Genomic DNA, 25387 nt, shown 5'->3' on the forward strand with positions numbered 1-25387 from the left:
TGGCGCACCGAAAACTACCGGCGCTAGTTTGTAGGGTGTCCGCCAGGTCAGGTCTACGCGCCGGTGCGTGCTCGGGAGGAAATGCCATGAAGGCCCACGACGGGATGTACATCGGCGGGCAATGGCGGCCCGCCGCCGGCCGCGAGCGGATCGAGGTCCGCAACCCCGCCGACGAGCAGATACTCGCCGAGGTCCCGGCCGGTACCGCCGAGGACGTGGACGCGGCGGTGCGCGCGGCCCGGGCGGCCCTCCCGGGCTGGGCGGCCACCGCCCCGGCCGAGCGGGCCGCCCTGATCGGCGCCCTCCGCGACGTGCTGACCGCCCGCAAGAAGGAGATCGCCGAGACCGTCACCGCCGAACTCGGCTCCCCGCTGGGCTTCTCGGAGGCGGTCCACGTCGGCTCGCCCATCGCCGTGGCCTCCTCCTACGCCGAACTCGCCGCCTCGTACGCCTTCGAGGAGCGGATCGGCAACTCCACCGTCCTCCTGGAACCGGTCGGCGTGGTCGGGGCCATCACGCCCTGGAACTATCCGCTGCACCAGGTCGTTGCCAAGGTGGCACCCGCTCTCGCCGCCGGCTGCACCCTCGTACTCAAGCCGGCCGAGGACACCCCGCTCACCGCACAGCTCTTCGCCGAAGCCGTGCACGAGGCGGGCATCCCGGCCGGAGTCTTCAACCTGGTGACCGGGACCGGCCCGGTCGCCGGGCAGGCCCTCGCCGCGCACGACGGGGTCGACCTCGTCTCCTTCACCGGCTCCACCGCGGTCGGACGGCAGATCGGCGCCACGGCCGGCGCCGCCGTCAAGCGGGTCGCCCTCGAACTGGGCGGGAAATCGGCCAATGTCATCCTGCCCGGGGCCGATCTGCCCAAGGCCGTCGCGGCGGGCGTGGGCCACGTCATGAACAACAGCGGCCAGAGCTGCAACGCGCTCACCCGGATGCTCGTCCACCGGGACCAGTACGAGGAGGCGGTCTCGCTCGCGGCCGCCGCCGTCGCCAAGTACCCCACCGGCGACCCCCGCGAGCCGGGCACCCGCCTCGGCCCGGTCGTCAACGCCAAGCAGCACGAGCGCGTGCGCGGCTACATCGCCCAAGGCATCGAGGAGGGCGCCCGACTCGTCGCGGGCGGCCCCGACGCGCCCCACGCGCAGGGGTACTTCGTCGCTCCGACCGTGTTCGCCGACGTCACCCCCGAGATGACCATCGCCCAGGAGGAGATCTTCGGACCGGTCCTGTCGATCCTCTCCTACGAGGACGAGGAGGACGCCCTGCGCATCGCCAACGGGACGGTCTACGGCCTGGGCGGGGCGGTCTGGGCGGCGGACCAGGAGACGGCCGCGGCCTTCGCCCGCCGCATGGACACCGGCCAGGTGGACATCAACGGCGGCCGCTTCAACGTGCGCGCGCCCTTCGGCGGCTACAAGCAGTCGGGCGTCGGGCGCGAGCTCGGCCCGCACGGCCTGAGCGAGTACCTCCAGACCAAGTCCCTGCAGTTCTGAAGACGGAGACGACGACCATGGTCCGCGCCGCCATCCTGCCCGCCGTCGGAGCCCCGCTGGAGATCCGGGACATCGTGCTGCCCGAGCCCGGCCCCGGCCAGGTCCGGGTACGGCTCACCGCCGCCGGGGTCTGCCACTCCGACCTCTCCCTCACCGACGGCACCATGCGCGTCCCCGTCCCGGCCGTCCTCGGCCACGAAGGGGCGGGCACGGTCCTGGCCGTCGGGGACGGAGTCACGCACGTCGCCCCCGGCGACGGCGTGGTGCTCAACTGGGCCCCGTCCTGCGGTGCGTGCCACCACTGCGGCATCGGCGAGGTCTGGCTCTGCGTCGAAGCGCTCCGCGGAGTCGGCGCCGTCCACGCGCACGACGCCCGGGGCAACGAGCTCCACCCGGGGCTGAACGTGGCCGCCTTCGCCGAGGAGACCGTCGTCGCGGCCCGCTGCGTACTGCCCGCGCCCACCGGAATCCCGCTCGCGGAAGCCGCCCTCCTCGGCTGCGCCGTGCTCACCGGCTACGGCGCCGTCCACCACAGCGCCCAGGTCCGCCCGGGGGAGTCCGTCGCCGTCTTCGGGGTCGGCGGCGTCGGCCTGGCCACGCTCCAGGCCGCCCGGATCGCCCAGGCGGGCCCGATCGTGGCCGTCGACGTGTCACCGGCCAAGGAGGAACTGGCCCGGGCCGCCGGCGCCACCGACTTCGTCCTCGCCTCCGACACCACCGCCAAGCAGGTCCGCGCGCTCACCGGCGGCCGGGGTGCGGACGTCGCCATCGAGTGCGTGGGCCGCGCGGAGACCATCCGCGCCGCCTGGGACTCCACCCGGCGCGGCGGCCGCACCACGGTCGTCGGCATCGGCGGCAAGGAGCAGCAGGTCACCTTCCACGCCCTGGAGATCTTCCACTTCGCCCGCACCCTCACCGGCTGCGTCTACGGCAACAGCGACCCCGCCCGCGACCTCCCGGTGATCGCCGAACACGTCCGCGCAGGCCGCCTCGACCTCGGCGGACTCGTGACCGACCGCATCACCCTCGACGGCATCCCGGCCGCGTTCGACGCCATGCTGGCGGGCAAGGGCGGCCGCTCCCTGGTCGTCTTCTGAGCACCCGGATCCCGGGCCCCGCCCCGGCCGGGACGGGGCCCGGGATCTCGGACACGGCCACGGGGCACGGTGACCGGACACGGCCACGGGATTCGGCTACCGGACTCGGCCACGGGACTCGGCCACGGGATCGGGCGGCAGGGGCCCCTCACGCCCGCGCGTCCGCCGGCCCGGCGGGCGCGGCCGTCCCCGCTGTGGCCGCCCCCGTCCCCGCCGCCCCCGTCCCCGCCGCCAAGGCCTCGTACTGGAGGGCCAGTCCGTCCAGGAGGGCCGCGAGGCCGGTGTCGAAGGCGCCCTCGTCCACCTCCCGGCGGCGTTCGGCCAGCAGGTGCGCCTGTCCCAGGTGCGGGTAGTCCGCCGGGTCGTAGGCCGTCTCGTCGTCCACGAAGCCCCCGGCGAACGAGGCCACGGCCGAGCCCAGGATGAAGTACCGCATCAGGGCGCCGATCCGGGTCGCCTGCGCCGGAGGCCACCCGGCGTCCGTCATCGCCCCGAACACCGCGTCCGCCACCCGCAGCCCCGCCGGCCGGCGCCCCGGGCCCCGCGCCAGCACCGGGACGATGTTCGGATGGTCCGCCAGGGCGTCTCGGTACGAGTGCGCCCAGGCGCGCAGCGCCCCGCGCCAGTCCCGGCAGCCCTCGAACATCGACAGGTCCACCCGCGCGCTCACCGCGTCCGCCACCGCGTCCAGGATCTCGTCCTTGGTGCGGAAGTGGTTGTACAACGAGGGCCCGCTGACTCCCAGAGCCGCCGCCAGCCGCCGCGTGGACACCGCCTCCAGTCCCTCCGCGTCCACCAGCGCTCCCGCCGTCTCGACGATGAGCGCTCTGCTGAGGAGGGGCTTGCGCGGTCTGGCCATGCGCCACATAGTAGGCCCCGAGCGCTCTTAACTACCGCTGCTAGTTAACGACCCCGGAGGTGCCCGGTGAACCTGGAGCCGAGCGAGGAGCAGGCCGCCGCACGCCGGCTCGCCCGCGATTTCACCGCGCGCGAGGTCGTCCCGTACGCCGCGGCCTGGGACCGCGCCGAGAGCGTGGACCGGGCCATCGTGAAGAAGCTGGGCGCGGTCGGCTTCCTCGGCCTGACCGTCCCCGAGGAGTACGGCGGATCGGGCGGCGACCACCTCGCCTACGCCATGGTCACCGAAGAGCTCGGCCGCGGCGACTCCGCGGTGCGCGGCATCGTCTCCGTCTCCCTCGGCCTGGTCGCCAAGACCATCGCGGCCTGGGGCACCGAGGAGCAGAAGCACGCCTGGCTGCCCCGCCTGTGCTCCGGCGACGCACTCGGCTGCTTCGCCCTCACCGAGCCCGGCACCGGCTCCGACGCGGGCCACCTCACCACCCGTGCCGAGCGCGACGGGGACTCCTACGTCGTCACCGGCGGCAAGACCTTCATCACCAACGGCACCTGGGCGGACGTGGTGCTGCTCTTCGCGCGGACCAACGACCGGCCCGGACACCACGGGATCTCCGCCTTCCTGGTCCCCGCCGACAGCCCCGGCCTCACCCGCCGCGAGATCCACGGCAAGCTCGGCCTGCGCGGCCAGGCCACTGCCGAACTGGCCCTCGACGGCGTGCGCGTGCCCGCCGCCGCGATGCTCGGCCCCGAGGGCAAGGGCTTCTCCGTCGCCATGTCCGCGCTGGCCAAGGGGCGGATGTCGGTGGCCGCCGGCTGCGTCGGCATCGCGCAGGCGGCGCTGGACGCGGCCGTCTCGTACGCCACCCGGCGCGAGCAGTTCGGCAAGCCCATCGCCGGGCACCAGCTGGTGCAGGAGCTGATCGCCGACATCTCGGTCGACGTGGACGCGGCCCGGCTGCTGACCTGGCGGGTCGCGGACCTCGTCGACCGCGGGCGGCCGTTCGCCACCGAGGCCTCCACCGCCAAGCTCTTCGCCTCGGAGGCCGCCGTGCGCGCCGCGGGCAACGCCCTCCAGGTGCACGGGGGGTACGGCTACATCGACGAGTACCCGGCCGGCAAGCTGCTCCGCGACGCCCGCGTGATGACCCTGTACGAAGGCACCAGCCAGATCCAGAAGCTGCTCATCGGCCGCGCCCGCACGGGCGTGTCCGCCTTCTGACGCCGCGGCCCTCCGCGCCCGCCGGGTGCGGATGAGTACGCGCCTGAGTACGCGCGCGGATGCGGCCCCGGGCCCCGGGCCCGGATGCTGTGCCCATGAACGAGACACCGGTCAAGCAGCAGAGCACCGGGGCGTACTACGGCCAGGCCGTCGCCTCCTTCGGCATCGCCATGGCCTCCGTGGCCGTGGGGATCTACAACCTGGAGGTGGACGGCTGGGTCCGTGCCTTCCTGGGCATCGCGGCCCTCTACCTCATCACCTCCGCCTTCACCCTCGCCAAGGTGATCCGCGACCGGCAGGAGGTCACCCAGATCGTCAGCCGCGTCGACCAGGCGCGGATGGAGAAGATGATGGCGGAGTACGACCCCTTCGCCCCGAAGTAGCCGAGACGGCCGAAGTGGCCGAGACGGCCGAAGTGGCCGAGACGGCCGAGGTGCCCGGCCCCGCCCGCTCCGGGCTAAGCGCTTGCTCACCCTCGGGTAGGGTGTCCCTTCCCACGAGGCGGAGAGGGTGAGCGAGCGATGGACAGCGCGGAGGAGACGGCCGAGGGCTACCGGCCGTGGTCGGAGGTCACTCCCGACGCGGCCCGGCGGCTGCTCGTCGCCGCCGTGGAGGCCTTCGCCGAGCGCGGCTACCACGCCACCACCACGCGCGACATCGCCGGCCGGGCGGGCATGAGCCCGGCCGCCCTCTACATCCACTACAAGACCAAGGAAGAGCTGCTCCACCGCATCAGCCGGATCGGCCACGACAAGGCCCTGGAGATCCTGGCCACCGCGGCGGAGGCTCCCGGCAGCGCGGCCGGGCGGCTCGACGCCGCCGTACGGTCCTTCGTCCGCTGGCACGCGGCGCACCACACCACCGCGCGCGTGGTCCAGTACGAGCTCGACGCCCTCGCGCCGGAGCACCGCTCCGAGATCGTGGCCCTGCGCCGGCGGAGCGACGCCGCCGTGCGGCGCATGCTCGCCGAAGGGGTCGCGTCCGGGGAGTTCGACGTCCCGGACGTGCCCGGCACCACCCTCGCCGTCCTGTCGCTCTGCATCGACGTGGCCCGCTGGTTCAGCGCCGACGGGCGGCGCACGCCCGACGAGGTCGGCGCGCTCTACGCCGACCTCGTGCTGCGCATGGTGGGCGCCCGGACGCCCGGCCCCCGGACGCCCGGCTCGCCGACGTAGGGCTCCGGCCGCAGGGTTCCCGGCCGCAAGGCTCCCGGCCGCGGGGATCTTCCGGAGGCGGTGCCCGGTCCTCAGAAGTAGTAGCGGGACACCGACTCCGCGACGCACACGGGCTTCGTGCCGCCCTCGCGCTCGACCGTCACGGTCGCCGTGACCTGGACGCCCTCACCCGCCTCCGCCACCTCCGTGATCACGGCCGTGGCGCGCAGTCGCGATCCGACCGGCACCGGCGCCGGGAAGCGCACCTTGTTCGTGCCGTAGTTGATGCCCATCCGCATCCCCTCGACGCGCATGACCTGCGGCACCAGGCTGGGCAGCAGCGACAGCGTCAGGTAGCCGTGCGCGATGGTGGAACCGAAGGGTCCGGCCGCCGCACGCTCCGGGTCCACGTGGATCCACTGGTGGTCGCCCGTGGCGTCCGCGAAGAGGTCGATCCGCTTCTGGTCCACCTCCAGCCAGTCGCTCGCTCCGAGCGGCTCGCCCGTCCCGGCGTGCAGCTCCTCGGCGGACGTGAACACCCTCGGCTCGGCCATGCCCTGTTCCTGCCTCTCACAGACGACTGGCCACCGGGGCTGGCCACTGACCCGCGCACGAACAAGCGCTTGCTCAGGATGCTGGGACGCCCTGTGTATGTCAACGGACCTCCGACTACCCTCGGCCTGGTGCCGCAGATTCCCGAGAAAATCCACGAACTCACCGTCGGCCAGCTGTCCGCCCGCAGCGGCGCGGCCGTCTCCGCGCTCCACTTCTACGAGTCCAAGGGCCTGATCAGCAGCCGGCGCACGTCCGGCAACCAGCGCCGCTTCACGCGCGACGCGCTGCGCCGGGTGGCCTTCGTCCGGGCAGCCCAGCGCGTGGGCATTCCGCTCGCCAGCATCCGCGACGCCCTCGCCGAGCTGCCCGAGGAGCGGACCCCCACCCGCGAGGACTGGGCGCGCCTCTCCGAGGCCTGGCGGGCCGAGCTCGACCAGCGCATCGCCCAACTGGGCCGGCTGCGCGACCACCTGACCGACTGCATCGGCTGCGGCTGCCTGTCGCTGGAGAACTGCGCGCTGTCCAACCCGGACGACGTCTTCGGCGAGCGGCTCACCGGCTCGCGGCTGTAGTCCCCCGCCCGACTGCCGGCCGGCCTCCGACCCGGTGCCGCTCCGCCCCGTCCCCCTCCGCCCCGGCCGCCGCCACCAGCTCGGCGTTGGACCGGGCCGGCCGGCCGTCCGGCAGCCGCAGTACGTCGCCCGCCCCGGTCCGCGCCCCCGTGCCGCAGCGCGCCGCCAGCCGCAGCACCGGCCAGGCCGCCTCCCCCCGCCCGTACAGCAGCAGGGCCACCGGCGGCAGCCCGCCCAGCCCCGCCACCAGAGCCGGGTCGGCCGCCGCGAGCTCGGCCGCCAGCCGGACCCGCCCGCCCGGGTCGCGCACCGGCCAGGCAAGGAAGCGCGCCATCGGCTCCGGTCCGGCCGGGCCGCCGAGCGGGACCACCGCGTCCACCGCGATCCCGCGCGCGAGCAGGGCGTCCGCCAGTGCGGCCGCCCCCGGCTGCGCGAAGTGCACCTCGGCGCGGTCCGGCAGCACCGTCCACGACCGCACGCGCTCCAGCCGCCCCGCCGGGTCCGGCTCGGCCGCCGTGCCCAGCGACACCGACAGCGGTACGCGGACCCCCGCGCCGCGCAGCGCCTCCAGCGCCGGACCGACCACCCGCGGCGACAGGCTCTCGCGCCCGCACGGGGTCCGCGGGTGCACCAGCACCTCCGCCGCGCCCGCGGCCACCGCCTCCCGCGCCGACTCCGCCAGGGCCCCCGGCGACATCGGCACGGCCGGGCCGTCCGCCGCCCCCCGCGCCCCGTTCAGCGACACCAGCAGCGCGGGCCTCACGCAGCCCCCGCCGCCGGCGCCTCCGTCAGCGCGGGCCGGGGCACCACGATCCCGCAGCCCGCGCACACCGGCCCGTCCCACGCCCAGGCCCCCTCCCAGGGGCCCGGCCCCGCTCCGTGCACCGCACCGTGGCCCGGGTGCGCCCGCGGGCCCGCGCCCTGCAGCGGGATGGCCCCCGGCCACTTCAGTTCCTCGTCCCCGCAGATCGGGCAGCCGGTCCCCGGCTCCGACTCCAGCGCCCGCACCAGCCGCCGCAGCACCTCGCCCAGCGCCCCCTCGGGCCGCACCCCCGGATCGGCGCAGCGGACCACGGCGTCGCCGCTCCCGCCCCACGCCCACTCGGGCCGGCGCAGGCCGTGGTGCTTCTCGCGTCTGCGCCGCTCCGCGAACTGCCGCTCGTACTCCAACCAGACCGCCCGCGCCTCCTCCAGCTCCTCCAGCGCGGCGACCAGCCGCAGCGGATCGGCCCCCCGGTCCTCGGGAGCGATCCCGTGCCGGTCGCACAAGTGCCACCACGTGGCCCTGTGCCCGTACGGGGCGAACCTCTCCAGGCAGCGGCGCAGCGAATGGCGCCGCAGGGCCCGGTCGTTGCGTGCGTCACGCACCTGATAGGCCAGACTCCGGAATCCCGCCATCACACCTTCACCTCCGCTGATGTGCCCAACATGCCCGGCCTACCGCGGGCGCATGCGGGGGCGGTCGAGGCGTGCGGGTGGCACATGGCCGGAAGTCAGCGCCCCATGCGCCCCGCGCCGACCACGAGCCGGGCCAGTTCCTCGTGGCAGATGTCGCTGTGCGCCCCCGACGGCGGGCCGCCCCGCCGGACCACGGAGCCCGCGTCCACGCTGACGCAACCGGTCGTCGGCACCCCTTGGCGCAGGGCCGCGCCGAGGCTCAGCCGCGCCGCGCCGGGCACCGCCTGCACCCCGTCGTGACCGATCGCGCCCCATCGTGCGTCGAAGCCCAGCAAACCGGCCGAATCCCCTGCCATCCGGGAGGCCAGCGGATAGAACACCCCGAGCGAGGCGTCGTACGGGGAGTGGCAGGCCACCACCGGCCCGTCGACCCGGTGGTGCAGGCCGCGCAGGGCGCCCCCGCGCTCCGCGTCGTGCGGTAGGCGGTCGGCGAACGCGTAGTGGGAGAAGGCTCCCTGCAGCAGGGACAGCGACTTCACGAACCGGGCGTCGTCGGGCACCGCGCGCAGCGCGAAGGACACCAGCCGCGCCCCGAAGCTGTGCCCGATCAGGTGGACGCGCAACGCCGGCCGCCGCTGCGCCAGCTCCACCAGCGCCGGACCGAGACCGTGCTCGCCGATCAGGCCCGCCCGCCTCTTCATCTGGTAGTACGTCGCCTGCCGCAGCAGCTCCTTGGCCCCGGACCACAGCACGCGCAACCCCTCGCCGGCCACCGGCACGAGCCCCTCCCCGCCGCTCCCGCCCGCCACCGCGCCCCGCGCCGCGTCCTCCGGCACCGGCGGGCCGCCCGCCTCGGCCAGCGCGTCGGTCAGGGACCGGCACACCTCCAGGACGTCCTCCGCGAAGAGGGCGGGGACCGGCGGCGCGTCGGCCGTGGGCACCGCGTTCACCCCCGCCAGCTCCCGGACGAGCGCGCCGAACTCGATGAACGCCGCCGCCGACTCCTCCCGCTCCTCCAACAGCTCGGCCACCCGTTCCAGCTCCGCCGAGCGGCCCGGCCAGAACGCCTCCAGCGCGTGCCGGGTGGCCGGGTCCAGCGCGGTGCCGAAGCCCGGCCGGCCCAGGGCGTCGGGCCCGTCGAAGTCCGGTATCGGCTCGTCCGAGAACCGCATCGACGGCCAGACCACTCCCACGTACCCCAGCCGCACCCCCGACCCCACCAGCCCGGGGAAGGGGCCGAAGAACCGGTCGTAGAGCCGGGTCGCGGTCGACGGATCGCTGTTCCAGCCGTGCGCGAAGACCAGCAGGTCCGTCGCCTCCATCCGGGCCACCGAGCCCAGCGCGGCCCGGTCCGCGTCGCCCTCGGAGTCGAAGGCCAGCTCCGCGTACGGCCCGACCCCGATCCCGCCGCCCGCGGCCACCGCGCCCGCGATCCCGCCGTCCCCGGTCCCGCCGTCCCCGGTTCCGGCGATGCCCGCCGCTCCGGCGTCCGTCCCGACGTTGTCCGCCATGGCGTGTCCCCTCCACCCGTCACCGCGCCGTGCCTCCGGCGCGTCCAGCATCCTGCCGGCGCGCCCGCGCGACCAGCCCCCGGGACGGACCGGCCGGAGCCCCGTCACCGGTAGAGCAGGTACTCCTCGCGGACCGCCGCGAACCGGGCGAGCCCGGCCGCCCAGTCACCCGCGACCTCCTCTACCCCGGCCCCCGCGTCCACCAACGCCCGTACCCGGTCCGATCCGGTCAGCCGGTCGATCCAGTGGTCCGCGCGCCACGCGAACCCGCTCCAGGTCCGCCGCGCCGTCACCAGCAGCCCGATCCCGGCCCGGACCGGGTCGAAGGCCTCCCGGTCGTGGACGATCAGCCGCACCCCGCCGCACACCCGGCCCGCGTGCTTGGAGAACGAGGGCGTGAAGTACGCCTCCCGGAACCACACCCCCGGCAGGTCCAGCGCGTTCGCCGCCTCCGCCCACCGGCGGTCGACGCCCTCCGCCCCGAGCACCTCGAACGGCGTGGTCGTGCCGCGCCCCTCGGACAGGTTCGTCCCCTCGAACAGGCAGGTACCGGCGTAAGCGAGGGCCGTGCCCGGCGTGGGCACGTTCGGGCTCGGCGGCACCCAGGGCAGCCCCGTCGCGTCGAAGAACGCGTCCCGCCGCCAGCCGCTCATCGCCACCGTCCGCAGCCGGACGGGCCCCTCGGGCGCGCCGCTCAGGAACTCCCCGTTGAAGAGCAGCGCCAGCTCGGCCACCGTCATCCCGTGCGCGAGCGCGATCGGCTCGCGGCCCACGAAGCTCGCGTACGGCCGCTGCAGCACCGGCCCCGCCGCCCGCCGCCCACCGGACGGGTTGGGGCGGTCCAGCACCACCACCGCCTTGCCCGCGAGGGCGGCGGCGCGCATGCAGTCGTACAGGGTCCAGATGTAGGTGTAGAAGCGGGCCCCGACGTCCTGGACGTCGAAGACGACCGTGTCCACCCCGGCCGCCGTGAACACCTCCGCCAGCCGCCGGCCGCTCCTGTCGTACGTGTCGTACACCGGAAGGCCGGTCGCCGGATCGCGCGAGGCCCCCTCGGAGCCGCCCGCCTGCGCGGTCCCGCGGAAGCCGTGTTCGGGCCCGAACACCGCGACCAGGTCCACCCGGTCGTCCGCGTGCAGCACGTCGACCAGGTGGCGGGCGTCCGGCGTGATCCCGGTGGGGTTGGTGACGACCCCGACCCGCTGCCCGGCCAGCACGGCGTACCCGTCCTGCGCGAGCCGCTCGAACCCGGTCCGCACCCGCCCGGCCGGAGCCCGCCCGGGCCGCGGGCCGGCCGGCGCCGCCGCGGCGGCCGCGCTCCCGGCCCCGGCCGCGGTGCCTCCGCCCGCGCCGACCGCGCCGACCGCGCCGCCCGCGCCCACGGCCCCGGCCAGCCCCAGCACACCGCGTCGCGACAGCCCCGTCCGACCCGTCCGACTCATCCGACCTCACCCGACTCATCCGATGCGCATGGTCCAACCGGCCCGCCCGGTGCGCCCGACCCGTCCGGTGCGTGCGGTCCACCCGGCCACGCTAGGCAGCCCACCCCTTCCGCTCCGACATACCGACTGGTTAGTCTGCCCGCGACCCTCCCGCAGATTTCCGGCGGCCCCGCCCCGGCGCCCGGCCGTCGGCCACGAAAGGTGACCCCGTGAGCGCGTACCAGGACCAGCGAGTCGTCGTCACCGGTGCGGGCGGCGGCATCGGAGCCGCCCTCGCACAGCGCTTCGCCGACGAGGGCGCGACCGTGGTGGTCAACGACCTCGACCCCGCCAAGGCCGCCGCCGTCGCCGCGGCCATCGGACCGCGGGCGCTCCCGGTGCCGGGCGACGCCTCGCAGATCGTGGAGCGGGCCCGCGAGGCGCTCGGCGGGACGGTGGACGTCTACTGCGCCAACGCCGGACTCGCCTCGGGCGGCGACGCCTTCGCCGACGAGGCCGTGTGGGAGGCGGCCTGGGACACCAACGTGATGGCCCACGTGCGCGCCGCCCGGCTGCTGCTGCCCGCGTGGCTGGAGCGCGGAAGCGGCCGCTTCGTGTCCACCGTCTCCGCCGCCGGGCTGCTGACCATGATCGGAGCGGCCCCGTACAGTGTCACCAAGCACGGTGCGCTGGCCTTCGCCGAATGGCTCTCGCTGACCTACCGCCACCGCGGCCTCCACGTCCACGCCGTCTGTCCGCAGGGAGTGCGCACCGACATGCTGACGGCCGCGGGCTCGGCGGGCGAGCTGGTCCTCGCACCGACCGCGATCGAGCCGGAGTCCGTCGCGGACGCCCTGTTCGACGGCATGGAGAAGGACCGCTTCCTGATACTCCCGCACCCCGAGGTCGCGGAGTTCGCCACGGCGCGCGCCACCGACCCGGACCACTGGCTGGCCGCCATGAACCACCTCCAGCGGAAGTGGGAGGCCAGGTGACCCGCGGGCCCGTCGCCCCGGCGGCCGCCGGTTCGCGGCCGCCGTCGCCTTCGCCCTACGCCGCCAAGCCCTGGCTCCGGCTCCTCGCACCGGCCCAGCGGGCGCCCGTGAGCCCCGGCCCACGGTGCTGCACGCCTTCCGGGCCGCCGCGCACCGGGCCCCCGGACGCACGGCCCCGGCCTACTTCGACGCCGCGTCACCTACGCCGAGGCCGACGCGCTCTCCGATTCCGTGGCCGGCCACCTCGCGGCGCACGGCGTCCGGCGGGGGACCGGGTCGCCGTCATGCTCCAGAACACCCCGCACTTCGTGCTCGCCGTCCTCGCCGCGTGGAAGGCGGGGGCGGTGGTCGTCCCGCTCAACCCGACGTACAAGGCGGGGGAGATCGGCCACGTCCTGCGCGACTCCGGCGCCACCGCGCTCGTCTGCGACGGCCGGGCCTGGAGCGCGTACGTCCGCGAGGCCGCCGCCGGCAGCGCCGTACGGGCCGTGCCGACCGCCCGCGACCGGGACTTCCAGACGCGCGACGACCCCCGGGTCCTCCCCCCGGATCCGGACCCGGCCCCCGCCCCGACCGACGCCGCCCCGGCCACTCCCGCCACCCCCGCCACCCCGGACCCGGCCGAGATCGCGGTCCGCGGCCCGCAGGTCGTACCGGGGTACTGGGGCCTGCCCGACGAGAGCGCCGCCGCCTTCCCGGACGGTGAACTGCGCACCGGCGACGTCGGGTTCATGGACGCGGACGGCTGGCTCTACGTCGTCGACCGCACGAAGGACATGATCAGCGCCTCCGGCTTCAAGGTATGGCCGCGCGAGGTCGAGGACGTGCTCCACACCCACCCCGCCGTCCGCGAGGCGGCCGTGGTCGGCGTCCCGGACCCGTACCGCGGGGAGACCGTGAAGGCGTACGTCAGCCTGCTGCCCGGCACCTCGGTCGAACCGGCCGAGCTGTCCGCCTACTGCGCCGCGCGCATCGCCGCGTACAAGTACCCGCGTCAGGTGGAGATCCTGCCTGTCCTTCCGAAGACGACCAGTGGCAAGATCCTGCGACGGGAACTGCGCGACCGCGGCTGAAAACGGTCGGACGGTCGTACGGCCGGACGGTCGTGGGACCCGCGGGGACGACGAGGGACACGAACGGAAGGGAAGGTCAGCGCCATGGCGGCCAGGACCACGGAGCCCGAGGGCACGCAGGGCACGCAGGGCACGCAGGGCACCCGGGGTGCGCAGGCCCCTCAGGGCGCGCACGAAGCCCCGGTACCGCAGCGGCTCCTCGCGGTCGCCACCCGGCTGTTCGCCGAGCGAGGCTACGACCGCACCTCGGTCCAGGAGATCGTCGAGGCGGCCGGCGTCACCAAGGGCGCGCTCTACCACTACTTCGGGTCCAAGGACGACCTGCTGCACGAGGTGTACGCACGGATGCTGCGGCTCCAGCAGCAGCGGCTCGACGTGGTGGCCGGATCCGACGCCCCCGTCGAGGAGCGGCTGCGCGCGGCCGCCGCCGACGTCGTCGTCACCACCATCGAGAACCTCGACGACGCGATGATCTTCTTCCGGTCGATGCACCAGCTCGGCCCGGAGAAGTTCAAGCAGGTGCGCGCGGAGCGCCGCCGCTACCACGAGCGGTTCCGGGCCCTCGTCGAGGAGGGCCAGCGCAGCGGGGTGTTCTCCACGGCCACGCCGGCCGACCTGGTCGTGGACTACCACTTCGGGTCCGTCCACCACCTGTCCACCTGGTACCGCGCCGACGGCCCGCTCACGCCGCAGCAGGTCGCGGACCACCTCGCCGACCTGCTGCTGCGCGCGCTGCGCCCGTAGGACGGCCCGCAGGACCTCTCGCGGGACCGCCCGCCGGCACGGGGGCCGGCACGGGGATCAGCCCAGCGGCAGGACCCGGCGGCCCCACGTCTCCTCGGCCACCACGGCGAAGGAGACGTACCAGGCGATGCCCGCGCACAGCAGGCCCAGGAAGCCGCCGGCCCGGCCGAGGGCGGTGACCTGGGCCAGATCGCCCAGCGCCAGGAAGAGGAAGGTCAGGGCCAGTACCGTGAACAGCGCACGGTGCGCGAGGTCCAGCCGCAGCGCCGCGACCGCCATGTACGCGGTGAACACGAACCAGGCCAGGAGGAACCACCCGGTGGCCACGTGCGCCTGGTCGGCCGGCAGGGTGGGGACGACGAACTTCACGTAGCCCGCGAAGGACATCCAGAAGGCGCCGTACGAGACGAACGCCGTGGTCCCGAAGGTGTTGCCGCGCCGGAACTCCAGCACGCCGGCGACGAACTGCGCGAGCCCGCCGTAGAACAGGGCGAGCGGCAGGACGACGGCGGACAGGGCCGCGTTCGCGACCAGTCCCGAGTTGAAGAGGCTGAGCACGAAGGTGGTGAGAGCGAACGCGGCCAGCCCGAGGGGGCCCGGGTTCGCGAGCCGCGGCGCGGCCGCGGCGGGGGCGGCCGCGGCGTCGGGGACGTCGGGGACGGTCACCGGCGGCGCGGCGGGGGCGGCCAGGGTGGAGCTAGGCATGGCTGTGTGCACTTTCGGTGGGGGGTATACCGAATATATCGGACCTTCGGGGTGGTTTAGACCACCCCGAAGCCCCCCGCCCGCGCCTCACACGTACCGCTTCAGCTCCCGCCGCGCCAGCGAGCGCTGGTGCACCTCGTCCGGACCGTCCGCCAGCCGCAGCGTCCGCGCCGCCGCCCACAGCTCGGCCAGCGGGAAGTCCTGGCTCACCCCGCCCGCACCGTGCAACTGGACGGCCTGGTCCAGGATCGACACCACCGCGCGCGGGGTCGCGATCTTGATGGCCTGGATCTCCGTGTGCGCGCCCCGGTTGCCCGCCGTGTCCATCAGCCAGGCCGTCTTCAGCACCAGCAGCCGCAGCTGCTCCACCGTGACCCGGGCGTCCGCGATCCAGTTCTGCACCACTCCCTGGGCGGCCAGCGGCTTGCCGAAGGCCGTCCGCTCCACCGCCCGGCGGCACATCAGCTCGATGGCCCGCTCCGCCATGCCGATCAGCCGCATGCAGTGGTGGATCCGGCCCGGCCCGAGGCGTGCCTGGGCGATGGCGAAGCCGGTGCCCTCCTCGCCGATCAGGTACGAGGCCGGGACCCGGGCCCCGTCGAACACCACCTCGGCATGGCCGCCGTGGTCGTGGTCCTCGTACCCGTACACGGTCATGGCCCGGCGCACCTCGACCCCCGGGGTGTCGCGCGGGACCAGGATCATCGACTGCTGGCGGCGCGGATCGGCGCCCTGCGGGTCGGTCTTGCCCATCACGATGAAGACCGCGCAGTCCGGGTTCATCGCGCCCGAGATGAACCACTTGCGCCCGGTGACCACGTACGCGTCGCCCGCACGCTCGATCCGCGTCTCCACGTTGGTCGCGTCCGAGGAGGCCACCTCGGGCTCGGTCATCGCGAACGCGGAGCGGATCTCCCCGGACAGCAGCGGCTCCAGCCAGCGCTTCTTCTGCTCCTCGTCGCCGAACTGGGCGAGCAGCTCCATGTTCCCGGTGTCCGGCGCCGCGCAGTTCGTCGCCATCGGAGCCAGGTGCGGACTGCGGCCGGTGATCTCGGCGAGCGGCGCGTACTGGAGGTTGGTCAGCCCGGCGCCGTACGCGGCGTCGGGCAGGAAGAGGTTCCACAGGCCCTGACGGCGCGCCTCGGCCTTCAGTTCACCGAAGACGGCCGGGGTGTCCCAGGGCGAGGCCAGCCGCGCGCGCTGCTCGGCGGCGACGGGCTCCGCCGGGTACACGTACTGCTCCATGAACGCGAGCAGCCGCTCGCGGAGTTCCTCGGTCCGGGCGTCGAATGCGAAGTCCATGGGGTGAGTGCCTCAGCCTTTCCGGAGGTCCTGAAGGGTGGTCAGTCCGTGCTCGATGAAGACCGGGACCAGCTCGCCGATCCGGTCGAAGCCCGCGCCGACGGTCTGCCCGAGCGTGTAGCGGTAGTGGATGCCTTCGAGGATCACCGCGAGCTTGAACCAGGCGAAGGCCGTGTACCAGGCGATGGCCCCGGTGTCCCGCCCGGACCGGGCGGCGTACCGCTCGATCAGCTCCGCGGGCGTCGGATGCCCGGGCGCCCCGCTCGTCGTGCTGACCGCGGACTCGGCCAGCCCCAGGTCCGAGCTGTACATCACCAGCAGCCCGAGGTCGGTCAGCGGATCGCCGAGCGTGGACATCTCCCAGTCCAGCACCGCCCGGATCGTGTCGTCCGGCCCGCCGATCAGCACGTTGTCCAGCCGGAAGTCGCCGTGCACCACGGTCGGTGCGGGCGACGCGGGCAGCGCCCGGCCCAGCGCGCCGTGCAACTCGTCGATCCCGGCCAGCTCCCGGCCGCGCGAGGCGGCCAGCTGCTTGCCCCAGCGCCGCACCTGCCGGTCGAGGAACCCCTCCGGCCGGCCGAAGTCGCCCAGGCCCACCGCCTGCGGGTCCACCGCGTGCAGCTCGACCAGGGTGTCGACCAGCCCCAGCACCGCCCGCCGGGTCCGCTCCGGCCCGAGCGCCGCCAGCTCGCCGGCCGTCCGGTACGGCACGCCGTCCACGTGGTCCATGACGTAGAACGGCGCCCCGAGCACGGAGTCGTCCTCGCACAGCAGCACCGTCCCGGGCACCGGCACGGCCGTGCCGTGCAGCGCCGCGATGACGCGGTGCTCGCGCCGCATGTCGTGCGCGGTCGCCAGGACGTGGCCGAGCGGCGGCCGCCGCACCACCCAGCGCGAGACGCCGTCGGTGACCTCGTACGTGAGGTTCGAGCGGCCCCCCTCGATCAGGCGGCCGCGCAGCGCCCCGGCGACGAGTCCCGGCCGCGCGGCGTCGAGATGGCCGCGCAGCCGCTCCAGATCGAGGCCCCGGGGGCCGGCCGAGGGAGCGGCCGAAGCGTGGGACATGGTGCGCACCTCCGTACGGAGTTGACGGTGTCGGACGGAACGATGCCATCATGCCGACCAGTCGGTATGCCGTCCAGAGCGCGAGCCGAATGAACCCCTTCCGCCCCGCGATGTCACCTGGCTCCCCGGCCGGGCCTGCGGGCGGCCGGTCAGGCGTGACAGAGGATCGGGGTCCCGCCGTTCATCACCGTCATGTCCCGCAGCACGCCGAGGATGTCCAGCGGACCGCCCTCGGGCTCGCCGGCCAGTTCCGCGTACGCCCGGTGCACGTTGGCCACCAGCCGCTCGCTCTCCCGCCAGGCCGCGAACTCGCCCAGGTCGGCCCGGCGCGCCGTCTCCAGCGGGGTCAGCCCCTGCTCCCGTCCCTCGCGCGCCAGCTCGGCGACGTACCGCAGGTACCGCTCGGTGTCCTCGTAGGCCGAGGGGTCGGTCAGCGGCCCGTGGCCCGGTACGACGGTCTCCGCGTCCAGCGCGCGCAGCACCTCCAGCGCCCGCAGCGAGCCGGCCAGCGAGCCCATCGCCAGGAACGGGGTCCCCCCGGCGAAGACCAGGTCGCCGGTGAACACCACCCGCTGCCGCGGCAGCCACACGATCGAGTCCCCGATGGTGTGGGCCGCGCCCGGATGCAGGACCCGCACCTCCGTCCCGCCGACGTGCACCGTGACGCGGTCGCCGTAGGTGAGGTCGGGAGCGGTGATCTCCACCGCGCCGAAGTCCGTCTCGGGCCAGATCGCCTCCAACTGGTGCCCGGCGGCGAGCTGCTCGACCCGCGCGTTCTCGTGCGCCAGGATCAGCGCCCCCGGCGCGAAGACCGCGTTGCCGTAGGTGTGGTCGCCGTGGTGGTGGGTGTTGACCACGGTGCGCGGGAGCGGCGCCCCCGCAGCCACGACCGCGTCGCGCAGGGCGAGCGCCCGCCGTTCGGTGGCGGCGGTGTCCACCAGGAGGGTCCGGCCGCCGTCGGTCACGAAGCCGGCGTTGTTCAGGCACCAGCCGCCGTCCGGCTGTATGTACGCGTACACCCCGGGCGCGGGCTGGACGAGGTACGGCTCGGTGATGGTCATGTGCGTGCTCCCCGGGAGGCTCTGACAGGCGGTCAGCATCCTGCCAGGCGCCGCCACGCCGGGGGAGGGCGGGGTGCCGCCGTCCGGGGTCGGGCGGGGCCGTCCGGCCGGCGCGCCGTCAGTGGTCGTCGTAGTGGCCGTCGTGCGCCGCGTGGCGGTGGCCGTCGTGCACGTAGTCCACGTGGTCGCCGTGCGGTACCGCTTCGTGCCCGCAGTCCGCGCCGTGCTCGTGCGCGTGGCCCTCGTGGGCGGCGTGGCCCGCGGGCTCGCACTCGTCCCAGTGCCCGGCGTGCTCCCGGTGCAGGTGGCCGTCGTGCGCGTAGTCGACGTGGTCGCCGTGCGGCACCGCCCGGTGGCCGCAGTCGGCGCCGTGCGCGTGGGTGTGCGTCGCGTGTTCGTGGTGCAGGGTCGTCATGGCGCCGAGGCTAGACCGGATGCCCCGGAATCAACCGTCATCGTCCGCAGTGTCCCGAGAGCGAACGAAAGCCCGATGATCACACCGAAGCCGAAGCCGAAGCCGAAGCCGAAGCCGAAGCCGAAGCCGAAGCCGAAGCCGAAGCCGAAGCCCGCCCCGCCACGGTCCGCCGGCTCCCGCTCAGAGCACCGACGGCAGCGTGAGCGCGGCCATCGCGAAGACCGCCAAGGCCACCGTGCAGGCCACCACCGCCACCGCCGCCCGCGGCGCGAGACCGGGCGGACGGGCCGTCGCCAGCGAGCGCATCCGCCGGTGCGCCACCCACAGGAACGCCACCCAGACCAGCACGATCGCCGCCGCCCAGACCGCCCCGCCCACCCCGGACGGGTCCGCCGCCGTGCCGGAGCCGCGCCACGCCTGGCGCAGTCCCAGCACCGACGCCACCGAACAGGCCAGTGTCGTGCGCCGCCAGGCCAGCCGGGTGCGCTCGGGCTGGAGCCCGGCGTCGCGGGCCGCCCGGTGAGCGCTCACCGCCCCCGCGTCCAGCCCAGCAGGACGACCGCCGTCATCGTCACCGCGACCAGCCCCACCCCCGCCGTCAGCACCACCGGGAACCGCGACAGCGGCAGGTCCTCGCCCCGCCGCATCGCCCGCTCGCACCGCACCCAGTGGTTGACCGCCCGCACCGCGCAGGCCGCCCCCACCGCGAGGAGCGCCACGGCCATCCCGACCCGCACCGCCCACCGCAGGTCCGGCAGGAACTGGTCCACCGCGAAACCGCCGCCCACCAGGGCCAGCGCGGTCCTGATCCAGGCCAGGAAGGTGCGCTCGTTGGCCAGCGAGAAGCGGTAGTCGGGGGTCTCGCCCTCGTCCCTCAGCCGCGAGGGCGCGAACCAGAGGCGCACGTCCTTGACGAAGTCGATCACGTGCCCAATCTACCGGCCCGCACCCCGCACCCCCCGGAAGCCCTGCCTCCACCCGTGCTCCGACGACCGCCGCGCCTCCTACAGCCGCTACGCCCCCGACGGCCGCCGCGCCCGGTACGCCTCCAGCCGCCGGTACGCCTCCAGCCCGTCCGGCACCCACGGCCAGGCGCCCTCCGCCACCCGCCGCGCCAGCTCCTCCCGGGGGAGCCAGGCGTGCCAGGCCACCTCCGAGGGCTGCGGGTCGACCGGCAGCTCGCACCGCACCTCGTGCACGTACGACCACCAGGCCCCGCCCGGCCCCTCGTAGAGGAACTTGAAGAGCGGCTCCGGCTGCGGCAGCCCCCGCACCCCCAGCTCCTCCTCGGCCTCCCGCAGCGCCGCGCCCGCGTAGTCCTCGCCCGCACCGAGCACCCCGCCCACGAACATGTCGTAGTGCGCGGGGAAGACCAGCTTCGTCGCGGTCCGCCGGTGCACGAAGATCCGCCCGGCCGCGTCCCGGGCCCGCACGAACACGCAGCGGTGGATCAGCCCCCGCGCGTACACCTCGCCGCGCGGGGCGCGTCCCGTCACCCGGTCGTCCCGGTCCACCACGTCCAGCACTTCATCAGCGGCACTCACACGGTTCATCCAACCACCCCTGTTGACGGGTTACCGGTCCGTAGCCAAGGATCGCCCCACCACCGACGGAGGACGGGTTTCCCATGACGTACGACGCAGACGTGATCGTGATCGGGGCCGGGCTCGCGGGCCTGGCGGCCACCGCCGAGCTCGTCGACGCCGGCCGCAAGGTCATCCTGCTCGACCAGGAGCCCGAACAGTCCATCGGCGGCCAGGCGCACTGGTCGTTCGGCGGCCTGTTCTTCGCGGACTCGCCCGAGCAGCGCCGCATGCGGATCAAGGACAGCCACGACCTCGCCCTCCAGGACTGGCTCGGCACCGCCGGGTTCGACCGCACCGAGGACGCCTGGCCGCGCCGCTGGGCCGAGGCGTACGTCGACTTCGCGGCCGGCGAGAAGCGGTCCTGGCTGCACGCGCAGGGCGTCCGCTTCTTCCCCGTCGTCGGCTGGGCGGAACGCGGCGGCTACGACGCCGGCGGCCACGGCAACTCCGTCCCCCGCTTCCACATCACCTGGGGCACCGGGCCCGGGCTCGTCGAGCCCTTCGAGCGGCGCGTGCGCGCCGGGGCCGCCCGCGGCCTCGTCCGGTTCGCCTTCCGCCACCGGGTCACCGGCCTCTCCCGTACGGCTGGCGCCCTGGACACCGTCACGGGCGAGGTCCTGGAACCCTCCGGCGCCGTACGGGGCTCCGCGAGCAGCCGTACGGCCACCGGCTCCTTCTCCCTGCGGGCCCAGGCGGTGATCGTGACCAGCGGCGGCATCGGCGGCAACCACGACCTCGTGCGCGCCCAGTGGCCGCAGCGCCTCGGCACCCCGCCGCAGCGGCTGCTGTCCGGGGTCCCGGCGCACGTGGACGGCCTGATGCTCGGCATCGCCGAGGCCGCCGGCGCCAGCCACATCAACAAGGACCGGATGTGGCACTACACCGAGGGCATCGAGAACTGGAACCCGATCTGGTCCCGGCACGGCATCCGCATCCTGCCCGGACCGTCCTCGCTCTGGCTGGACGCGACGGGCCGCCGGCTGCCCGTACCGCTCTTCCCCGGGTTCGACACCCTCGGCACCCTCGACCACATCATGCGGACCGGCCACGACCACACCTGGTTCGTGCTCAACCAGCGCATCATCGGCAAGGAGTTCGGGCTCTCCGGCTCCGAGCAGAACCCGGACCTCACCGGCAAGTCGGTCCGGCAGGTCGTCGACCGGGCGCGCCAGGCCGTGCCCGGCCCGGTCAAGGCCTTCATGGACCGCGGCGCGGACTTCGTCGTCGAGCGCGACCTGTCCGCCCTGGTGCGCGGGATGAACGCGGTGACCGAGGAGGACCTGCTCGACGAGGCCGTCGTGCGCGAGCAGGTCGTGGCCCGGGACCGGGAGATCGCCAACCCGTTCGGCAAGGACCTCCAGGTGATGGCGATCCACGGCGCCCGCAGGTACCTCGGCGACCGGCTGATCCGCACGGCCGCCCCGCACCGCATCCTGGACCCGGCGGCCGGCCCGCTGATCGCCGTCCGGCTGTCGATCCTGACCCGCAAGTCGCTCGGCGGCCTGGAGACCGACCTCTCCTCGCGGGTCCTCGCGGCCGACGGCGAACCGCTGCCCGGCCTGTACGCGGCGGGCGAGGCGGCCGGCTTCGGCGGCGGCGGGGTCCACGGCTACCGCGCCCTGGAGGGCACCTTCCTCGGCGGCTGCCTCTTCTCGGGCCGGGCGGCGGGCCGCGCCGCCGCGACGGCGGTCGCCTGACGCCGGTCGCCCGGGGGCGGTCGCCCCGAGGCCAGGCCCACCCGGCCCCGGCCCCGGCCGGAGGTCCTCGTGCGAGGAGCGTCATTCGGCCACCGACGCCCACCGCCCGTCCCCGGCGGACGCCCGCTCCGGGTCCGCCCCGGCCGGCCGCGGACCCGTACGCCGGCCACCTCCCGAGCCACCGCCGGACCCCCTGCCCGGCCCTGCGGGGCGGAGCGCCGCACCGCCCCGGACACCCGGCCGCCCCCGGCCCCCGCACGCGGCGGGCAGACCTTCCGGCGAGGCCTTCGCGCCGCTCAGCGCGGCCCCGGACACCAGGGCGCACACCGGTGCGCAGCGGTCCCGGCGGGGCGGGGGAGTGCGTCGCGGGCCGTCGTGGCGCGCCCCCGGCGGACCGGAACGCCGACCTCCCCGAACCGTCACAACCCTCCCAACTCACACCGCGCTCAAACCAGTTGGAATGCGCCACGCAGTGGACTGGACCTTGACTCGGAGCTGTGCATACCGCTTTGCTGTCGGTGATCAAAGGTTCGCTCACCGGCACGATCTTCCGGTCCGCGGACCGTACCGGGCACGTGCACCGTGCACGTTTTCCGGCCACCGACCCGCCCGGCCCCGCTCCGCCCGCACCACCCCGTCCGACCCTTGCCCGACCCCCGTCCGACCAGCCCGGGGCCACCCCCGGCCCACCCGCTCCGACCGCCCGCGTCCTGTCCTGGAGGGAACCCCGCGGATGTCCCCGCCTCCGCCGCCCCTCGGCCGCGCCCGCAAGCGGGACGCCCAGCTCTTCGACCCGGCACTGTGCGACGCCGAACTCGTCGACGTCCGGGCCCGGTTCAGTCAGGGCCGCTGGTCCAAGGCCCGCTCCCTCCTCGTCGGCACCGGCGACGACTGGGACCGCCGCGGCCACCGCGTCGTCGTCCTCGCCGAGACCCCGGCCGCCACCGCCTGGTCGCGCGAATGGCTGCTCGCCGAACCGGAGAGCCCCGACGCCGCCACCCTCCTCGCCTGCGCCACCGTCTTCGCCGCGCTGCGCCGCAAGGCCGCGCCCGCCGCCGCCGAGGAGGCCTGTCGCCGGGCCGCCGCCCTGCTGCCCGCCGACCCCACCCCCTGGCTCGGGCTGCTCATGCTCTCGCGCGCCTTCGGCACCGAAGAGGAGTTCAGCCGCCACTTCGACCAGGTCCGGGCCCGCCACCGCGAACACCACCACGCCCACCACCTGATGGTGGCCCGGCTGGCCGAGCGCACCCCCGCCTCCGGCCAGGACCCGCTGCACGAGGTCTACGACTTCGCCGCCTGGGCCGCCGAGGAGTCCCCGGCCGACTCCCCGCTCGCCGTCCTCCCCGTCATCGCGCACGCCGAGCGCTACCGCGTGCTCGCCGCCGTCCACGGACACGGCCCCGGCCGCGCCGCCGACCACTGGTCCGGCCGCCGGGCCCGGCAGGTCCTGCGCTCCGCCTTCGACTGGTGGCTGGAGTGGGAACGCGAGGACCACCCCCGCAACCGGGTCGACCTCAACTTCCTCGCCCACGCCAAACTCTGCGAGGGCCGCCCCGCCGAGGCCGCCGCCCTCTTCCACCGGATCGGCAGCCACGCCACCCCCGCCCCGTGGTCCTACCCCGACGTCGACCCGCACAAGGCCTTCCTCGCCGCCCGCAGCGCCGCGCTCGGCACCGCCTGAGCCGCGGCCGCGCGCCGGCCCCGCTCCGGCCCGCACGGCCCCGCCCCGCTCCCGAAGCCGCAGACACCCCCGACCCGAAAGGACCCGCCATGCCCACGGGCAGATCCACCACGCTCCAGCAACCGGCCGAGATCCGCACGTACAAGGGACAGGACCGCGCCCTGCGCGCCGACCGCCTCGGCACCGCCGGCCTGCTGCTCTCCGTACTCGCCGCCAGCGCGCCCCTGATGGTCGTCGCCGGAGTCATGCCCACCACCTTCGGCGTCATGGGCATCGTGGGTCAGCCGCTGCTCTTCGTGATCCTCGGCATCGTCCTCGCCCTCTTCAGCATCGGCTACGCCGAGATGAGCCGGCACGTCCACAACGCCGGCGCCTTCTACGCGTACATCGCCCGAGGCCTCGGCCCCACCGCCGGCGCCGGTGCCGCGCTCGTCGCCCTCGTCGCGTACAGCGCCATGCAGGTCGGCGTCTTCGGCATCCTCGGCTTCGAGATCTCCGGACTGTTCGCCACCTACCTGGACATCGAACTGGCCTGGTGGATACCGGCCCTGCTCGCCGTCGCCGCCACCGGCGCCCTCGGCTGGCTCAAGATCGACCTCAACGCGAAGGTGCTCGGCGTCCTCCTCCTGATCGAATGCGCCCTCGTCGTCGTCTTCGACGTCGCCGCCCTCGGCAAGCCCGGCCCCGAGGGCCTCTCGCTCCAGGCGTTCAACCCCGAGGCCCTCGGCGGCGCCGGCCTCGGCACCGCCCTGTGCTTCTGCATCGCCGCCTTCGTCGGCTTCGAGCAGTCCCCGGTCTACGCCGAGGAGACCAGCAGGCCGCACATCGTCGTGTCGCGCGTGATGTTCCTCGCCGTCGGCTTCGTCGCCCTCTTCTTCGCCTTCAGCTCCTGGGCCCTCACCGTCGCCACCGGCCCGTCCGCGGTGGTCGCGACCTCCGCCGAAGCCGGGCCCGGCCTGCTCTTCCAGCTCACCCAGGACCGCCTCGGCGCCACCTTCACCGACGTCCTGCACGTCCTGTTCGTGACCGGCATGTTCGCGGCCATGCTCAGCTTCCACAACGTCGTCGCCCGCTACGCCTTCGCCATGGGCCGCGAGGGCCTGCTCCCGGCCTCCCTCGGCCGGACCAACCCCGGCACCGGCGCCCCCGGCACCGGCTCCCTGCTGCAGACCGGCGTCGCCGCCCTCGTCGTGATCGCCTTCGCCGTCACCGACGACGAGCCCGCCGGCGACCCCACCACCCCCGTGCTCCACCTGTTCACCTGGATGGGCAGCGTCGGCGCCCTCGGCGTGACCCTCCTCATGGCCGCCGCCTCCTTCGCCGTCATCGCCTTCTTCGTCCGCCGCGGCACCGCCGGCGCCCAGGTCTGGCGGCTCGTCGCGGCCGGCGCCGCCGGCCTGGCCCTGCTCGGCATCGCCGGCTACACCGTCAAGGACTTCGGCGTCCTGGTCGGCGCCGCCGAGGGCTCCGCCCTCAGCTGGGTCCTTCCCGGCATCATCGCCGCCGCCGCCCTGACCGGCCTGGCGTACGGAGAGGTGCTGCGCCGCCGCCGCCCCGAGGTGCACGCCCGCATCGGCCTGGGGAACGAGGCCTTCCGCCTCGACCAGGCCGCCGGCGCCAACCCCGACGACTGACCTCTCTTTCCAGCCTCAGCTAAGCCCCCGACGCCTCTTTCCAAGGTCGTCGGGGGCTTCGCTGCGCATGGAGGCGATTTTGGCGGGTAACGGGGGCCCATGGTCTCCTGGTGCGACCAAAACGCCCGGACCGCCGCACAGGGGA

General features: G+C 74.9%; 25 protein-coding genes and 1 pseudogene. 12 read left to right on the forward strand and 14 right to left on the reverse strand.

Features of this window, described 5'->3' with window-relative positions:
• The first annotated feature begins 86 nt into the window (after positions 1-86).
• Together CP968_RS26000 and CP968_RS26005 are read left to right on the forward strand one after the other, a co-directional pair.
• Positions 87-1499, forward strand: coding sequence for an aldehyde dehydrogenase family protein (locus tag CP968_RS26000; RefSeq protein ID WP_150520305.1), 1413 nt, complete (start codon positions 87-89; stop codon positions 1497-1499).
• Positions 1500-1516: 17 nt separating this feature from the next.
• On the forward strand, positions 1517-2596 hold the full coding sequence (locus tag CP968_RS26005) for a Zn-dependent alcohol dehydrogenase (RefSeq protein ID WP_150520306.1): 1080 nt from the start codon (positions 1517-1519) through the stop codon (positions 2594-2596).
• A gap of 148 nt (positions 2597-2744) precedes the next feature.
• Here CP968_RS26005 and CP968_RS26010 read toward each other — a convergent pair whose 3' ends face one another.
• Positions 2745-3455, reverse strand: a complete 711-nt coding sequence (locus CP968_RS26010) for a TetR/AcrR family transcriptional regulator (RefSeq protein ID WP_150520307.1) — start codon at positions 3453-3455, stop codon at positions 2745-2747.
• A gap of 66 nt (positions 3456-3521) precedes the next feature.
• Between CP968_RS26010 and CP968_RS26015 the strand changes: the two genes are divergently transcribed.
• From CP968_RS26015 to CP968_RS26025, 3 genes are all read left to right on the forward strand, one after another.
• Positions 3522-4673 carry an acyl-CoA dehydrogenase family protein gene (locus CP968_RS26015; RefSeq protein WP_150520308.1) on the forward strand — a complete coding sequence of 384 codons (1152 nt, stop codon included), beginning with the start codon at positions 3522-3524 and terminating at the stop codon, positions 4671-4673.
• A 95-nt stretch (positions 4674-4768) separates the two neighbouring features.
• Positions 4769-5056: a YiaA/YiaB family inner membrane protein gene (locus tag CP968_RS26020; RefSeq protein ID WP_150520309.1), complete on the forward strand. Its 288-nt coding sequence runs from the start codon at positions 4769-4771 to the stop codon at positions 5054-5056.
• Between the two features lie 138 nt (positions 5057-5194).
• On the forward strand, positions 5195-5848 hold the full coding sequence (locus CP968_RS26025) for a TetR/AcrR family transcriptional regulator (RefSeq protein WP_150520310.1): 654 nt from the start codon (positions 5195-5197) through the stop codon (positions 5846-5848).
• 71 nt (positions 5849-5919) lie between these two features.
• Here the strand turns inward: CP968_RS26025 and CP968_RS26030 are convergent, their stop codons facing one another.
• Positions 5920-6381, reverse strand: a complete 462-nt coding sequence (locus tag CP968_RS26030) for a MaoC family dehydratase (protein WP_150520311.1) — start codon at positions 6379-6381, stop codon at positions 5920-5922.
• 129 nt (positions 6382-6510) lie between these two features.
• On the opposite strand from CP968_RS26030, the gene soxR reads away from it, so the two are divergent.
• Entirely contained in the window at positions 6511-6954 is a 444-nt protein-coding gene (gene soxR, locus CP968_RS26035; RefSeq protein WP_150520312.1) for a redox-sensitive transcriptional activator SoxR, read from the forward strand.
• On the opposite strand, the gene CP968_RS26040 is transcribed toward soxR, so the two are convergent.
• The 4 genes from CP968_RS26040 to CP968_RS26055 form a co-directional block, all read right to left on the reverse strand.
• Positions 6935-7717 carry a 3-keto-5-aminohexanoate cleavage protein gene (locus CP968_RS26040; protein WP_268253299.1) on the reverse strand — a complete coding sequence of 261 codons (783 nt, stop codon included), beginning with the start codon at positions 7715-7717 and terminating at the stop codon, positions 6935-6937. The genes soxR and CP968_RS26040 overlap by 20 nt on opposite strands.
• On the reverse strand, positions 7714-8352 hold the full coding sequence (locus CP968_RS26045; protein ID WP_150520313.1) for a hypothetical protein: 639 nt from the start codon (positions 8350-8352) through the stop codon (positions 7714-7716). Before CP968_RS26045 ends, CP968_RS26040 begins: the two co-directional genes overlap by 4 nt.
• 95 nt (positions 8353-8447) lie before the next feature.
• Positions 8448-9863, reverse strand: a complete 1416-nt coding sequence (locus CP968_RS26050; RefSeq protein WP_229886784.1) for a serine-threonine protein kinase — start codon at positions 9861-9863, stop codon at positions 8448-8450.
• Positions 9864-9967: 104 nt separating this feature from the next.
• Positions 9968-11305: an exo-beta-N-acetylmuramidase NamZ family protein gene (locus CP968_RS26055; RefSeq protein ID WP_150520314.1), complete on the reverse strand. Its 1338-nt coding sequence runs from the start codon at positions 11303-11305 to the stop codon at positions 9968-9970.
• Between the two features lie 209 nt (positions 11306-11514).
• Here CP968_RS26055 and CP968_RS26060 point away from each other — a divergent pair, with 209 nt between their 5' ends.
• The 3 genes and pseudogenes from CP968_RS26060 to CP968_RS26070 all read left to right on the forward strand — a co-directional run bounded on the left by CP968_RS26060 (position 11515) and on the right by CP968_RS26070 (position 14096).
• Positions 11515-12279 carry an SDR family oxidoreductase gene (locus CP968_RS26060; RefSeq protein ID WP_150520315.1) on the forward strand — a complete coding sequence of 255 codons (765 nt, stop codon included), beginning with the start codon at positions 11515-11517 and terminating at the stop codon, positions 12277-12279.
• 124 nt (positions 12280-12403) lie between these two features.
• Positions 12404-13352 (forward strand): annotated as a pseudogene (locus CP968_RS26065) (class I adenylate-forming enzyme family protein); the annotation flags it as partial.
• An 84-nt stretch (positions 13353-13436) separates the two neighbouring features.
• On the forward strand, positions 13437-14096 hold the full coding sequence (locus CP968_RS26070; RefSeq protein WP_229886783.1) for a TetR/AcrR family transcriptional regulator: 660 nt from the start codon (positions 13437-13439) through the stop codon (positions 14094-14096).
• 57 nt (positions 14097-14153) lie between these two features.
• Here CP968_RS26070 and CP968_RS26075 read toward each other — a convergent pair whose 3' ends face one another.
• From CP968_RS26075 to CP968_RS26110, 8 genes are all read right to left on the reverse strand, one after another.
• A complete protein-coding gene (locus tag CP968_RS26075) occupies positions 14154-14801 on the reverse strand; it encodes an acetate uptake transporter (protein WP_150520316.1) in 648 nt (215 codons plus the stop codon).
• Between the two features lie 87 nt (positions 14802-14888).
• Positions 14889-16103 (reverse strand): acyl-CoA dehydrogenase family protein, encoded by a 1215-nt coding sequence (locus CP968_RS26080; RefSeq protein ID WP_150520317.1) that lies wholly within the window; start codon positions 16101-16103, stop codon positions 14889-14891.
• A 12-nt stretch (positions 16104-16115) separates the two neighbouring features.
• Complete coding sequence (locus tag CP968_RS26085; protein WP_150520318.1) at positions 16116-17168, reverse strand: phosphotransferase family protein; 1053 nt, start codon at positions 17166-17168, stop codon at positions 16116-16118.
• A 149-nt stretch (positions 17169-17317) separates the two neighbouring features.
• Positions 17318-18229, reverse strand: a complete 912-nt coding sequence (locus CP968_RS26090) for an MBL fold metallo-hydrolase (protein ID WP_150520319.1) — start codon at positions 18227-18229, stop codon at positions 17318-17320.
• A gap of 118 nt (positions 18230-18347) precedes the next feature.
• Entirely contained in the window at positions 18348-18644 is a 297-nt protein-coding gene (locus tag CP968_RS26095) for a hypothetical protein (protein ID WP_150520320.1), read from the reverse strand.
• A gap of 180 nt (positions 18645-18824) precedes the next feature.
• Positions 18825-19175 (reverse strand): DUF202 domain-containing protein, encoded by a 351-nt coding sequence (locus CP968_RS26100; RefSeq protein ID WP_150520321.1) that lies wholly within the window; start codon positions 19173-19175, stop codon positions 18825-18827.
• Entirely contained in the window at positions 19172-19570 is a 399-nt protein-coding gene (locus CP968_RS26105) for a YidH family protein (RefSeq protein WP_150520322.1), read from the reverse strand. Before CP968_RS26105 ends, CP968_RS26100 begins: the two co-directional genes overlap by 4 nt.
• 87 nt (positions 19571-19657) lie before the next feature.
• The gene (locus tag CP968_RS26110; RefSeq protein ID WP_373304105.1) at positions 19658-20197 is read right to left on the reverse strand and encodes an NUDIX hydrolase; all 540 of its coding nucleotides are present in this window, start codon (positions 20195-20197) and stop codon (positions 19658-19660) included.
• 74 nt (positions 20198-20271) lie between these two features.
• On the opposite strand from CP968_RS26110, the gene CP968_RS26115 reads away from it, so the two are divergent.
• The 3 genes from CP968_RS26115 to CP968_RS26125 all read left to right on the forward strand — a co-directional run bounded on the left by CP968_RS26115 (position 20272) and on the right by CP968_RS26125 (position 25242).
• Positions 20272-21927, forward strand: coding sequence for an FAD-binding dehydrogenase (locus tag CP968_RS26115; protein ID WP_150520323.1), 1656 nt, complete (start codon positions 20272-20274; stop codon positions 21925-21927).
• Between the two features lie 733 nt (positions 21928-22660).
• Positions 22661-23608 carry a hypothetical protein gene (locus CP968_RS26120; protein WP_150520324.1) on the forward strand — a complete coding sequence of 316 codons (948 nt, stop codon included), beginning with the start codon at positions 22661-22663 and terminating at the stop codon, positions 23606-23608.
• 89 nt (positions 23609-23697) lie between these two features.
• On the forward strand, positions 23698-25242 hold the full coding sequence (locus CP968_RS26125; protein ID WP_150520325.1) for an APC family permease: 1545 nt from the start codon (positions 23698-23700) through the stop codon (positions 25240-25242).
• The last annotated feature ends 145 nt before the right edge of the window (positions 25243-25387 follow it).

The sequence above is a fragment of the Streptomyces subrutilus genome (assembly GCF_008704535.1).
GTDB lineage: Bacteria > Actinomycetota > Actinomycetes > Streptomycetales > Streptomycetaceae > Streptomyces > Streptomyces subrutilus.